The following is a 13,967-nucleotide window of genomic DNA, read 5'->3' as shown; positions in this document are numbered from 1 at the left end:
TCCCCGCCCGCATGTATTTCGTGACTATATTGATTATTTCGCGGTTGCATGACTTGAAAAACCATTTTATCCAATGCCCGTTCCCGAAGAAAAGCGCTGTTTGGAATATGAAATTCCCCAAAGTGATAATCCCTGGAATCCCGGTTATATGTCAATATCCCGGGGTTCCCGGTAAAAACCTAAAAACTGCGCCATTAAAACAGTCCTGCAAAAGTTCCTGCTATCATGCAGTCTGGTCCGTTACGCCGGCGTGACGCCGATGCCCGCTTTGATCTTTTCCAGCCGGTAAACTCCGCAGGAGGCAAGAGTGCAGCCGGCCATGACGCGATCCTTTATGAAAAGCGGCGTGTCCAGATCAAAAAAACTGAACCCGCCGACGCCGGACGCGAGCTGGGCCGAAGCCGTCATCGAAAGCGCGCTTTCCATCATCCCGCCGATCATCAGCTTCAGCCCCGCCGCTTGGGCGAGCCGCGCCAGCTCCATCGAGCCGAGCAACCCGAACTTCATCGTTTTCAGGTTGATCGCGTGCGCGGCTTTTGTGCGGATAACGCGCGCGGCGTCGTCCGGGTTCTGCACCGTTTCGTCGGTGCCCACGCAGCAGCCGATTCCGCCCGCGTACCGGGTGACTTTTGCAAGCCCCTCCCAGTCGCCGCGTCTGACCGGCTGTTCCACAAATGCCGGCACAACCCCGTGCTTTTTCAGCGCGGCAAGAAACGCCAGCGACTGACCGGCGTCAAACCCCTCGTTCGCGTCGAGATAGACGGGACTGCCCCGCCCGGCTTTATGCACGGCCAGCACGCGGTTTATGTCCTCGTCGAAATCGCAGCCCACTTTTATTTTAAAAGCGCGGATTCCGCGCCTGTAAATCGCGGCGGCCGACCTGCCGGCCTCCGCCACCGAACCGATAACCACCGTCATGTCTATCACGGGGTTCGTACGGCCCGGCCCGAAAAAATCGCGCAGCGGCATTTCAAGATGCCGGGCAAGCGCGTCCAGAACCGCCATTTCGGCGGCGGTTGAAGCGGCATGGTTAAGCGGAAACTCCTCGCGCAGCTCGTGCGCCAGCCGCCAGTAATCGGCGCAGCTGCGGCCCGCCAGCCGGGCGGCCATTTTGCGCAGGGCATTTAAGGTGGCCGCGAGCGTTTCGCCGGTGATATGCGGCGCGGGCGCGGCTTCGCCGTGCCCGGAAGTCCCGTCGGCCAGCGTGACGGAAACCAGCGCGTTTTCAAGCCGCGCGTGCGAACCGGTGGCTATGCGGAACGGCTGGTTGAGCGCGGCCGACAGCGGCCGCACGGAAACGGATTGTATTATAGTGTCAGTCATCGCGGCCTGACCCCTGTTTTTTGACGCCGGAAACGCGCCATTCAAGATAGGCCTGCATGAACGGATCAAGCCTGCCGTCCATCACGCCCGCTATATCGGAAGTTTCCTCGCCGGTGCGGGTGTCCTTGACCAGCTGGTACGGCATGAACACATACGAACGGATCTGGTTGCCCCACGCGATCGCGCCTTTTTCGCCGTAATGACGCTCGGCTTCGGAGCGTTTCTTGTCCATCTCCATTTCAAACAGCCGGGCCTTGAGCATCTTCATCGCGGTTTCGCGGTTCTGGTGCTGGGAACGCTCGCTCTGGCAGGCGATCACCACGCCGGACGGAATATGCGTTATCCGCACCGCGGTTTCCACCTTGTTGACGTTCTGTCCGCCCGCGCCGCCGGACCGGTAGGTATCGAGCTTGATGTCGCGGTCCTCTATCTTGATATCAATATCATCCTCCATTTCAGGCAGCACGTCGCACGACGCGAACGAAGTGTGCCGCCGCTTGTTCGCGTCGAACGGGGAAATCCGCACGAGCCGGTGCACTCCCATTTCGCTTTTCAGATAGCCGTAGGCGTACCGGCCCTCCACAAACGCCGTGACGTTGCGCACGCCCGCGCCTTCCCCGGCGAGATGGTCGGTGATCTTGAACCCGAACCCGCGCTGCTCGGCCCAGCGCTGGTACATGCGCAGCAGCATATCCGCCCAGTCGCACGCTTCGGTGCCGCCGGCTCCGGCGTGCACGCTTAAAATAGCGCTGCACCTGTCGCTGGGGCCGGAAAGTTTCAGCTCGAAATCTATCAGTTCGACCGTTTTTTCCAGTTCCTGCGCGGCTTTAAGCGCTTCGGGCAGTTCCGCAATATCGCCCAGTTCGCGGGCCAGCTCGCAATGGGCTGACACATCGCCCAGCCCCGCTTTCACTTTTTCAAACCGGCCGACTTCGCGCTTGAGATCCGCCAGCTCCTTGGAAACCTTGCCCGCGGATCCGGTGTCGTCCCAAAACCCGTCCACGGTGGTTTCAGCCTCTTTCCTTGCGATCTCTTTTTTCTTGCCGGCGATGTCCAGAAGCGACTCAAGATTATCGAGCTTCCTTGCCAGCGCGGCGGTTTTGTTTTCAACATCGGAAAAATCTATATGTTCCTGTGCCATCGGTTGCTCCGTTAGAAGATGATTTTTAAATGAGATGCGGCCCGCCCGGTCACAAAAATCCGTAAACCGCCAGCCCCGCTTCCAGCGTGTTGGCGTGCAGGCGCACGGTGTCGCCCGGATTCCGCGCGTAGCCGCCGCCAAGCGCGACCGCGACCGGAATTCCGCGCTTTAAGCAGGCCGAAAACACCAACTCGTCGCGCCGCCGCAGCTCCTCTGCGGAGAGCGCCAGCCCGCCCAGCCGGTCGTCCCTGAAACAATCGGCTCCGGCGAGATACATCACGAATTCCGGACCGGACTCGAAAACCCGTTCCAGCGCGGGCTCGAGTTTCGCCAGATACTCCGCGCCACCCGTGCCGGGTTCGAGCGGGATATCCAGATCGCCCGGAACCGGCGGCTGTGGGAAAATGTTCCCGTTATGCATGGAAAACGTGAAGACGTCGGGCTCGGCGGAAAAAATCCCGGCGGTTCCGTCGCCCTGATGCGCGTCCAGATCAATCACGGCGGCTTTTCTGATCCCGCCGCGCCGGCGCGCCCAGTTGACCGCCACGGCGATATCGTTTAAAAAACAGTACCCGCCGCCCCGCGAAAAACCCGCGTGGTGGCCGCCGCCCCCGCAATGCAGGCCCAGCCCCGCTTTAAGCGCCAGCCCCGCGGCCAGCACTCCGCCCGTGCAGGCCAGCTGATGCGCGCTTGAAATTTCCGGCGTGAACGGGTGTTCGGCCGCGGCGATCTCTTCAGCGGTGAGCGCGTTGTTCAAAACCCGGTCAGTCCAGTCCGGCGAGTGGGCCAGCAAAAGGGTTTCCCGGTCGGGCAGGTCCGGCTCGATAATCATATCGGCCGAAATAACGCCGCGCGCCGCAAGCTCAAGCGCGGTCTGGTAAAACTTGGCGTTTATGAAATTGTGGCCCGGCACCGCCGCCGTATAACGCGGACTGACGACTATTTTCATTTTTTCGCCGTCCCCAGCCGCCACGCGCCGGCGCACAGCAGAAATGCGCATAACGCGGCAAACCAGTCCCCCGCTTTTGCGTACGGTGTGCGCCGCGCCGCGCGCACGGGCACGATCAGCACATTGCAGGAATCCAGATCCGAAGCGACGACAATGCGCCCCCAGCGGTCAATCCCGCCGGAGATGCCGGTATTGGCCGCGCGCACCAGCGGCACGCCGTTTTCCACCGCGCGCAGCACGTTCGCCGCGAAATGCTGGTACGGCCCGGCGGTTTTCAGATACCAGCCGTCGTTGGTCATGCTGACAAAAACCTGCGCGCCGCGAGCCGCGCGCTCGCGCCATAAATAAGGAAAAATAGCCTCGTAACAGATCCCCGCGCCAATAGCCGCGTGTTCGGTTTTCATCAGCGGCTGGTTCTTTGCGCCCGGCTCGAACTCGCCCAGCTGATTGAGCACGCCGGCGAATCTTCCCAGCAAGCCGCGCAGCGGCACGTATTCGCCGAACGGAACCAGTTTGCGCTTGTCGTACGCGCCGGCCTGCGCGCCGGTTTTGTCAAACAGGAAAGCCGACACCGTCCGCCCGCGCGCGGACGACGGCGCGCCGAGAATCTGCGCGGCCCCGGTTTTCCTGGCGGCGGCCGCAACCAGCCCGCCGTACCGCGCCGTTTCAATATAACCCGGCACCGCGCTTTCCGGCCACAGCACAAATTCAAGCGCCACGGGCCGCGCCCGGCTTAGCAGTTCAATCTGGGCGGAGAGGCGGTTATAGATGAACGCTTCAAACTGCGCGTCCCATTTGCGGTACTGCTCGATATTGGGCTGCAAAACCGCCACATTGTAAATGGGCGCTTCATAAGCCGGATCGCTGTCGGGCAGTGCGGCCGGGGTGGGCACCGAATCACCCTGCGGCGGCGCGTGTTTCAGCCGCGCAACACCGGCGCACCATACCACGACGCCCAGTACCAGAGCGGGCAGAAACGAAACCAGCGCGGCCCTGCGCCACTGGCGGCCCCGCGTAAAAACAAACCCCGCGCCGAACCCGAAAAACGCGAGCAGGAAACTGACGCCGTACACGCCCGTGAAAGCCGCAGTCTGCAAAACCGCCGGGTTTTTGTACTGGGTGTACCCCAGCATGAACCACGGAAACCATACCGCATGCCGAGCCGCCAGCTGCTTGACCCATTCCATGCAGACCCAGCACAGCGCCGCCGCGAGCGCAAACCAGGCGCCGCTGTTTTTAAACCGGTACAGCGCAGCCGAAAAAACCAGCCATTCGATGGCGAGCAACGCGGCAAGACACACAAGCGCCAGCGCGGCAAGCGCCGGATTAAGGCCGCCGGCGACACAGGTCGGCGCCAGCCAGTACAGCAGGCCCGCATAAAAAACAAACCCGCCCAGCCAGCCGTAAAACGCGGCGTTAAGCGCGCCGCGGCAGCGCAGCGCGCCCATGCCGAGAGGCGCGCACATAAGCCAGCCGAACAGGCTGATCCCCGCTTTCGGATACGCCAGAACGCCCAGCGCGGCTGCGGACACCGCGCAGGCGAGCTGCCGCCTGTCTAAATAAAACGCCGGCACCTTGCTGGTGCCGGCGTGCGTTACAGAAGTCATTTCTTCCTGATTCTGCGGCCGCGCCGGGGGCATAAGCCCCGTCAGGCGTTTTTACCGCAGCACTTTTTGAATTTCTTGCCGCTGCCGCATGGGCAGGGATCGTTCCGGCCGATCCGTTTTTTATAATCCACCTGCTCCGGTTCAGGCCGCATCAGCGGCGCCGGCGAATGCCGGGGGCTGAGCGTATTATCTTGCGCCAGCCGGTTTTCGGGCCGGCGCATCGGCGGAGGTTCCACCCGGCGCGGCGGCAGCTGGATCTTGAACAGATAATCCACCACCTGGTCGCGCACCCGGTCAAGCATCGCGCTGTAAAGCGCAAACGACTCTTTCTGGTACTCGATCAGCGGGTCTTTCTGCCCGTAGGCGCGCAGGCCCACGCTCTTTTGCAGGTGGTCCAGTTCGTACAGATGATTCTTCCACGCCTGATCCAGCAGCTGCAGCAGCAGCATCCGCTCGATTTCCTTGAAATCAACTCCCTGCTCGGCAAACGCGGCGATCCGCGCCTGATGCATTTCCGTAACCCGGCCGGTCACCGCTTCGATAAGCGCGGGACGCGACAATTTCATGTTCTCGTCCGAATTCAAGTCCACCGCCAGCCCGAACGTGCGCAGATAAAACGCGCCGAAACTCTCATGATCCCACGCGGCGGCGTATTCGCCCTCCGGCGCCCATTTGGCGAAACTGTCCGCAATCACCTCGCCGAGCATCTGGGAAATCCGTTCCGATTCGTCGTTCCCGTCCAGAATGGAGTTGCGCAGGGCGTAGATGGCAGACCGCTGGCGGTTCATCACCTTGTCGTAATCGAGCAGGCGTTTGCGGATGTCGAAGTTGTGCGACTCGACCCGGCGCTGCGCCGACTCGATCTGCCGCGAGATCAGGCGCGACTCGATCGCCTCGCCCTCCTCCATGCCCGCCCATTCCATAATTCCCGAAATCCGGTCCGAGCCGAACAGCCGCATAAGCTCGTCGTCGAGCGCGAGATAAAACCGCGTGCTGCCGGGATCGCCCTGCCGGGCGCAGCGGCCGCGCAGCTGGTTGTCTATCCGGCGCGACTCGTGCCGTTCGCTGCCCAGCACATGCAGCCCGCCTTCCCTGCCGACGTGCTCCGCCTCGCCTTCCACCTGCGGGTTTCCGCCCAGCACGATATCGGTTCCGCGGCCGGCCATGTTGGTGGCGATCGTCACCGCGCCCTTGCGGCCCGCCTGCGCGATGATTTCGGCCTCCATCTCGTGATACTTGGCGTTCAGCACCTTGTGCGGAATGCCTCTGGCGCGCAGGTGATTGGACAGTTTCTCCGATTTATCAATGGAGCGCGTGCCCACCAGCACCGGCTGGCCGCGTTTCCAGCAATCCTCGATATCGGCGATAATGGCGTTGATTTTTTCGCGCTCGGTGCGGTACACCGCGTCCGGGTGATCCACGCGCACGCAGGGTTTGTTGGTTGGGATCTCGACCACCTCGAGCTTGTAAATCTCCCACAGTTCGTCCGCCTCGGTCATCGCGGTGCCGGTCATGCCGGAAGCTTTGCCGTAGAGCTTGAAGAAATTCTGGAAGGTGATGGTGGCGAGAGTCTGGTTCTCCTCTTTGATGCGGAGGTTCTCCTTGGCTTCCACCGCCTGGTGCAGCCCGTCCGACCAGCGGCGCCCGGGCATCAGCCGGCCGGTGAATTCGTCAACGATGATGATTTCGCCTTCTTTCACCACATACGCGGTGTCGAGCTTGTACAGGTGGTGCGCGCGCAGGGCCTGCGTGATATGGTGGATCCACTCGCCCTGCACATCGTCGTAAATATTCGTAACGCCCAGAAATTTTTCGGCTTTCGCCACGCCTTCGTCGGTAAGCGTAACGGAATGCGCTTTCTCGTCCACTATCGCGTCAAACCCCGTCGTCAGGTCAGCGCCGCTGTATTTGGCTTCCACTTCTTCCTTGTCGGTCACGAACCGCACTTTAAGACTGGGAATGATCCGGTTGACCAGATGGTATTTCTCGGTGCTTTCCTCCGCCGGGCCGGAAATGATAAGCGGGGTGCGCGCCTCGTCCACCAGAATGGAGTCCACTTCGTCTATCACCGCATAGTTGAGCTGGCGCAGAACCCGGTCTTCCCGGCGGATCACCATGTTGTCGCGCAGATAATCGAACCCCACTTCGTTGTTCGTCACATAGGTGATGTCGCGGCGGTAGTTCTCGACGCGTTCATGATTCGGCATGTCGTTTGAAATGCAACCGACAGTCAGGCCCAGAAACCTGTATACCGGCCCCATCCACTGGCTGTCGCGCCGGGCCAGATAATCGTTGACGGTGACGACATGCACGCCCTTGCCCGAAATGGCGTTGAGGTACACGGGCAGTGTGGCCACCAGTGTTTTTCCTTCGCCGGTTCTCATTTCCGCGATCCGCCCGGAATGCAATACCATGCCGCCCATCATCTGCACGTCGTAAGGCCGCAGGCCGATCGCGCGAAACGCCGCTTCCCGCACCGCCGCGAAAGCTTCCGGCAGGATATCGTCCAGCGTTTCGCCGTCTTCAAGGCGCGCGCGGAACTCGTCGGTTTTGGCTTTAAGCTCCTCGTCGGTCAGCGCTTTGAATTCCGGCTCCAGCGCGTTGATGAGATCAATTTTAGGCTGAAATTTTTTCAGGTCCCGTTCGCTCTTGGTACCTATAAAACCTTCGATAATTTTCATCAGCATGGAAAATCCTTGATCGCGGCGCAGCAGACACGCCGGCGGCCCCGTTAAGCGGAGCCTCTATAAACACATTAAACTATTTTACCGCCGCCAATGACAAGCCGGGCGTCCTCATGCCACAGTTCCAGCATCAATAGCGCCCACAGGCGGTACCCGTGGTCGCGTTTGCCGCTCTGGTGCTCGTCCCAGTAGCGTTGCACGGTTTCAGGCCTGAAATAACCCCGGTTCAAGGCTTCGGAACTCAGGCAGTGTTCCTCCCAGAACTTTTTCAGTTCGCCCCGGAACCACGGGCCCAGCGGAATGCCGAACCCCATCTTGCCGCGCCGGGTTATCGCGGGCGGCAGTTTATCCCTGAAAGCCTCTTTAAGCAGCCACTTGCTGCCGGTGACGTTATGCAGTTTGTATTTGCCGGGTATGCGGAAAACCAGCTCCATGAACTTGTGGTCGAGCAGGGGTGACCTGCCCTCCAGCGAATTGGCCATCGTGGCGATATCAATTTTGGTCATCAGGCATTCGGGCAGGTAGGACTTCATGTCCACATACAGCATCCGGTTGATGAAATCGGCCGCCTGCGCGGTCCGGTAAAACCCGTCTATATAGCCCTGCGGGCCGCCGGTTCCGCCGGACAGAAGTGCTTTGAATTTATCGCTGTACAGGCCGGCTTTTTCGTCTTCCGAGAAATAGCAGAGCATTTTCAGGTGCCGCCTTTTGAAATCGGAAAACACGGTCGAACGCAGGAACCGCTTGCCGCGCCAGAAAATGCTTTTGGGCGCGTTATGCTCGGGCAGGAATTCCGCGGCGGCTGCCGCCGCCCGGCGCAAAGGCTGGGGCAGATAATCCCAGTAATGCCCCAGATTCATCGCCAGATAGCGCAGGTAGCCGGCAAAGTTCTCGTCGCCGCCGTCGCCGTTGAGCGCGACGGTGACATGCTTGCGCGTTTCATGCGCCACATAATAAGACGGCAGGGCGGAAGGGTCGGCGTACGGCTCCCCGTAATGCGACACCAGCTTCGGCAGAATGCCCGCCATATCGGGCTTGACGGTGAATTCCCGGTGTTCGCAGCCGTACCTGTCGGCCACCATTCTGGCGTAACGGGTTTCGGTGTACTCGGCGACATCGAACCCGATCGAAAAGGTTTTCACCGGCCGGTCGCTCAGTTCGCTCATGAGCGCTACTATAACCGACGAGTCCACCCCGCCGGACAGAAACGCCCCGAGCGGCACGTCCGCAATCATCCGCAGCCGCACCGACTCACGCAGCTCGCTCACAATCATTTCCTTCAGTTCTTCCGCCGGCGCCTTCAGCGGTTCGGCGTCAAGCGGCAGATCCCAGTAAGGTTCTATAGTCAGCCGGCCGTTTTCGAGCAGCAGCCGGTGCGCGGGCGGCAGTTTTCGCACATGGCGGTAAACGGTCTGGGGGCTCGGTATGTACTGGAGCGAAAGAAACAGGTCAATCGCCCCCGGGTCCGTTTCGCCCGGCACTCCGCCCGCCGCGAACAGCGCTTTAAATTCCGACGCGAACACGAACCGCCCGCCGCAATCGGAATACAGAAACGGTTTTTTGCCGATCCGGTCGCGCGCGGCGAACAGGGTTTTGCGGGTCTTGTCCCAGATGGCGAACGCAAACATCCCGCGCAGGTGGTCAACGCAGTTTTTCCCGTATTGCTCGTACAGGTGCACGATCGCTTCTGTGTCGGTCTGGGTGCGGAATTTGTGGCCCTGTTTAACCAGCGCGTCACGCAGTTCATGGAAATTATATATTTCGCCGTTGAACACGATCCAGAGCGAGCCGTCCTCGTTGGAAAGCGGCTGGTGGCCGGTGGACAGGTCTATGATCGAAAGCCGCCGCATCCCGATGCCGAGTCCGCCGTCGGTGAACGAGCCCGAGTCGTCCGGCCCGCGGTGCAGCATGGCGCGGCCCATCCCGTCGAGCGTTTCCGCGCCGACCGGCTGGCCGGATCCGTAATTGAAAATTCCGTAAATCCCGCACATGGCTAGCTCCCCGCCGCTTCTTTATACAGCCTGATAAGTTTCGGACCCAGCGCGGACATCGGAAACCGCTCTACGGCGACCGTCCGCGCCGCCGCGCCGCCGCGGCGCGCCAGCTCCGGCTCTTTCATAAGCCGGACCAGAATGGCGCGCAGCGCGGCTTCGTCGTCCTGCCTGAACAGGAACCCGTTATGCCCGTCCCGCACGGCGTCCATCGCGCCGGCGAGCGCGGAAGCCACGACCGGCAGCCCGCACGCCATCGCCTCCAGCATCGAATTCGACAGCCCCTCCGACATCGAGGTAAGCACAAACACGTCCGCCGCGCGGTAATAGTCCAGCACGTTGTCGCGCCGGCCGGTCAGGAAAAGAGTTTTATCAAGCGCGCCGTTATCGCGCGCCGCGGACTCTATCAGCGGGCGTTTCTCGCCCTCTCCCACCAGCAGCAGCGCCGGCCTGCAGTCCGGCCCCGCCTCGCTCACCGCCCGGCCCCACGCGCGGGCCAGCCAGTCAAGCCGTTTTTCGGCGGCGAACCGGCCGGTGAAAATAAAAACCGGCCCGGCGGACAGGCCCAGCTCCCGGCGCAGGCGCGCTTTTTCGTCCGGCTCGGCCGGAGTGAAGGCGTCGGTGTCAACCGCGTTGGGAAAATAGAGCGCGGTTTCGGTATCCAGCCCGGCTTTGCGCATGTCGGGCAGAATATCCCTGTTCACTATCAGAAACTGCGGCCTGAACCGCCGCAGCGCCCACAGCTTGAGGCGGCCCTGCACGGTTTTCATCGAAGCGGGAATTTCGCCCACCTCCACCCCGCCGCCTATTTTGGCAAGCACCTTCTTGCCCAGCAGGCGGCCCGCCAGACACGCCGGCAGAACCGGCGACGACGCGAAATGCACATGAATCACCTCATACTCGCCGCTCCGCCGCACCAGCCACCACAACAGCGAAAACATGAACGAAAGCGAATTGATGAAACCGGCCGTGCCCAACGCGGGCAGCCGCAGCACGTCAACCCCGCGCACCTTTTCTTTTTTCAGCGTGCCGGGCAGGCGGCGGGTGAGTATGCGCACCGGCACCCCGTGCGCGGCCAGATAGCGCGCCTGCTCAAGCGCCTGCCGCTCCGCGCCGCCGATATGCGGCCATAAACTCGCGCTCACCACCACGGCGGAGATGTCGCGGTAATCCTGCGCTCCGGCTTCCGCGCTCATTGGGAATCAGCCTCGCGCCCGGAAAGCCGTTTCCACACTCCGCCGAGCGAATGCCCCGTCTGATACAGGAAGATGACACCCAGCAGCGTCATCACGATATAAATGTTTATGTGCATGAACGCGGCGTAGGCAAACGACAGATCCTTGTCCACGCCCCACGCCATCATGATGCGCTGGATCGCCAGCTCGAACGTGCCGAAATAACCCGGCATCGCCGGCACCGACACCGCAATCGCCGACGTGCACAGCACCAGCATCGCGCGCCCGTAGCCGACCGCCGGCTCTATGCCCATCGCTTTCGCACCCCAGTAGTAACCGAACGCGTTCACCGCCCACAGCCCGAACCCCAGAAACAGAATAAGCGCGGCCAGCCGGGGCTTGCGCAGCGCCTCCGCGCCAACCGCGATCCTGCGCGCGAGCCCGCCGAGCCGGGGGAACCGGCCGGCCAGTCCGCGCACCACGGTGTTGCGCTCGATCAGCACGTCCATAAACACCAGCGCGGCAAGCCCCGCAAGCATTGCTCCAAGCAGAACCCACACGGCCGCGCCATAGCGCTGAACCAGTTCAAGGCCCGACGCGAACCGCGCGGCCAGCACAAAAATCACGCCAAGAGAAATTGTGTCGAGAGCGCGTTCGACCACGATAGTCGAAAGCAGCGTCACGAACGGGATTTTCAGCACGCCTGCCCCTATCGTGGTGCGCGCCAGCTCGCCCAGCCGCAGCGGCAGGACGTTGTTCATGGCCAGCCCGATCGTTTCCAGCTTGATCATGGTGAACGCGGGCGCGTCCACCACAGGCGACACCAGCAGTTTCCACCTCAGGCCCCGCACCGCCAGATCGGCCATCACCGCCAGCGCCAGCACCAGCACATGCCACATTTTCACATGGGCATACGCCTGCGCCACCATTTTATAGTCCAGCTGCCGCAAAACCAGAAACAGAAGCCCCGCGCTTAAAAGAAATCCGACCGCAATGGAAAGCTGTTTTTTCATAGTTAGATTATTCCATATTTTAACAGCCGCATACAGCCGCGCGGCGCATTATTTCCCGCCGAGCAGGATCCGGGCGTACCCGCCGCGCGGTTTCAGTCCGCCGAACCGGGCCGCGTTCAGCGCGGCCTTTTTCAGAGCCGCGCGCCCGGCAGGCGCGTCGCCCAGCGCAAGCTCGGTTTTCGCGAGCATGGCGTTCAGCGCGGGCGAGTTGGGCTCCAGCCGCGCGGCGCGGAGCAGGGTGCCGCGCGCGGCGGCGACGTCGCCTGACGCCGCCTCAAAACCCGCCAGCCGGTACAGATACACCGCATTGGTGGGGTACAGCTCCGCCGCGCGTTCCATAAACGCCCGCGCCCGGCACAGGCTGCCGGGCCCTTCCGCCGCGGCAGAAGCAGCGCGCAAAGCCCAAAGCTGCGCGTCATACGGATAGACCACGGCGGCGCGGGCCAGAATGCCGGGATCTTCCGATCCGGCCGCGCGAATACGAAAAACCCCGCACGCCGCACCCGCAACCCACAAAGCGGCGAAAAGGGCAAGAACGGCGCGCGCGGCTTTTCCGGCAGATTCCGGTGCAGCCTGCCCCAGCGGCCCGCACACGCCCAGCAGCAGCATGAACAGCATGAAATTGACCGGCAGGAACAACGTTTCCGAAACCAGCGACGCCGCAAACAGCGCGGCCGCCGCCGCGAGCGTTTTTATCTGCGGCTGCGCCAGCCGGACGGTGCGGAAAAAGGAGCCGGCGATAAAACACAAATAAAAGACCGCGCCGGCCACGCCCGTCTCCGCCGCGACCTGCAGCGGCTGGCAGTGCGCCAGCCCGGTATAGCGTCCGTAATAGACAAACCCGTCAAAAGAAGGAAACTGATGCAGAAGGAAATACCGCTCGAACCGGCCCGGCCCGAGCCCGAACAGCGGGTTGTCTAGCGCCGCCGAAAGCGCGGTTTTCCAGATCTCGGGGCGCGAGAACGCGAACGCGTCGTCCGCCTTGATCAGATAGCCCAGCCAGCCGCCCGGCATAACAACCAAAGCGGCAAGCCCCGCCAGCACAAACCCCGCCAGAACCCGGTACCGCCCGCGTACAGCCAGCACCATCATGACCGCCGCCAGCTCGCCCGCCAGCGCGCCGCGGCTTCGCATCAGCACGATCATCGCCGTCATGAACGCCCAGAAAATCCACATGGCCCGCCTGTACCGGATATCATAGCCGGGATCGCACAGCATCGAAAACGCGGCCGCCGCGCCCGCCGCCACAAGCCCGGCGGTATAGTTGACGCCGGGCGGGAAAAGAAACCCGCAGCTACTGAACGCCTGACCCGTTATCAGCCCCGCGCACAGCACCAGCGCGGCGCAGACAAACGCGGCGCAGACAAGTGTTTTGAAAAACGCCTCGCGGTCAGCCTCGTCAAACGAAACCGCCGCGGAAAAATAAACCAGCCCGCCAGTAACAACAAGCGCGGCCTGCTCGACAGACAGAAACGGCTCCGGCGAAAACAGCGCGGCAAGGCCGGTCCATCCGGCAAACAGCGGAAAAGCCGGCCGCCGCAGAATGGTTTCAAGATCCGGCGTCCGTATCAGTCCGCCAAGCGCGGCACACCACAGCCCGCCGGCCAGCGCATACCACCAGAGAGAGCGCCACGGCAGCCCGCCCATGAACCCGGAAGCTGACACGCTGCCGGAAAACCCTCCGCCGGTGGCGGCAAGCGCAACCCACCAGCAGATAATGAACCAGCCCGGGCCGGAGGTACGGCCCGGCCGGAGCCGCGCCATGCTCCGCATGACGCGTTTTAACGGCGCGGGCCAAACCCGCGCCGTTTCACCCGGTGAACCGTTCCGAAATTCTGTCATCTCGTCCACGTTACATAACCCGCGCGCCGCGCGGCAAGCCCGGCCAGCGCACGGCCGTTGCCGGTCATGCGGTAAATGCCGGCCAGTTCGTCATAAGCGAGAATATGATAGGGGTTCAGTTCCAGTGCGCGCTCATAGGAAACCGCCGCCGCAAGCAGCAGCGGCAGATTATGCTCCCGCTCCGCCTGCGCGCGCCGAGCCCGCGCAATCAGCAGCCGCGGCGCGGGATAGCGCGGCTCGCG

Annotated in this window: 10 protein-coding genes; all 10 read right to left on the bottom strand. The window is 62.3% G+C overall.

The window, feature by feature from the left end; translation table 11 throughout:
- Positions 1–240: 240 nt before the first annotated feature.
- The gene (locus PHW69_02910) at positions 241–1,323 is read right to left on the bottom strand and encodes a dipeptide epimerase (protein MDD4004138.1); all 1,083 of its coding nucleotides are present in this window, start codon (positions 1,321–1,323) and stop codon (positions 241–243) included.
- Positions 1,316–2,464, bottom strand: a complete 1,149-nt coding sequence (prfB, locus tag PHW69_02905; GenBank protein ID MDD4004137.1) for a peptide chain release factor 2 — start codon at positions 2,462–2,464, stop codon at positions 1,316–1,318. The genes PHW69_02910 and prfB overlap by 8 nt, the downstream gene beginning before the upstream one ends.
- 49 nt (positions 2,465–2,513) lie before the next feature.
- Positions 2,514–3,413, bottom strand: a complete 900-nt coding sequence (locus PHW69_02900) for a histone deacetylase (protein ID MDD4004136.1) — start codon at positions 3,411–3,413, stop codon at positions 2,514–2,516.
- Positions 3,410–5,020, bottom strand: coding sequence for an apolipoprotein N-acyltransferase (gene lnt / locus PHW69_02895; protein MDD4004135.1), 1,611 nt, complete (start codon positions 5,018–5,020; stop codon positions 3,410–3,412). Before lnt ends, PHW69_02900 begins: the two co-directional genes overlap by 4 nt.
- A gap of 41 nt (positions 5,021–5,061) precedes the next feature.
- Positions 5,062–7,707: a preprotein translocase subunit SecA gene (gene secA, locus PHW69_02890; protein ID MDD4004134.1), complete on the bottom strand. Its 2,646-nt coding sequence runs from the start codon at positions 7,705–7,707 to the stop codon at positions 5,062–5,064.
- A gap of 68 nt (positions 7,708–7,775) precedes the next feature.
- A complete protein-coding gene (gene asnB, locus PHW69_02885; protein ID MDD4004133.1) occupies positions 7,776–9,695 on the bottom strand; it encodes an asparagine synthase (glutamine-hydrolyzing) in 1,920 nt (639 codons plus the stop codon).
- A gap of 2 nt (positions 9,696–9,697) precedes the next feature.
- Positions 9,698–10,891 (bottom strand): glycosyltransferase family 4 protein, encoded by a 1,194-nt coding sequence (locus PHW69_02880; GenBank protein MDD4004132.1) that lies wholly within the window; start codon positions 10,889–10,891, stop codon positions 9,698–9,700.
- Positions 10,888–11,883, bottom strand: coding sequence for a lysylphosphatidylglycerol synthase transmembrane domain-containing protein (locus PHW69_02875; protein MDD4004131.1), 996 nt, complete (start codon positions 11,881–11,883; stop codon positions 10,888–10,890). Before PHW69_02875 ends, PHW69_02880 begins: the two co-directional genes overlap by 4 nt.
- Positions 11,884–11,931: 48 nt before the next feature.
- Positions 11,932–13,725, bottom strand: coding sequence for an O-antigen ligase family protein (locus PHW69_02870; protein MDD4004130.1), 1,794 nt, complete (start codon positions 13,723–13,725; stop codon positions 11,932–11,934).
- Positions 13,722–13,967 (bottom strand): hypothetical protein (locus PHW69_02865; GenBank protein MDD4004129.1); only part of this gene is annotated, 246 nt, incomplete at its 5' end. The genes PHW69_02870 and PHW69_02865, both read right to left, overlap by 4 nt.

Source organism: Elusimicrobiaceae bacterium, from assembly GCA_028700325.1.
Classification (GTDB): domain Bacteria; phylum Elusimicrobiota; class Elusimicrobia; order Elusimicrobiales; family Elusimicrobiaceae; genus JAQVSV01.
The sequence above is the reverse complement of the archived record's forward strand: the minus strand, read 5'-3'. Positions and strand labels throughout refer to the sequence as shown.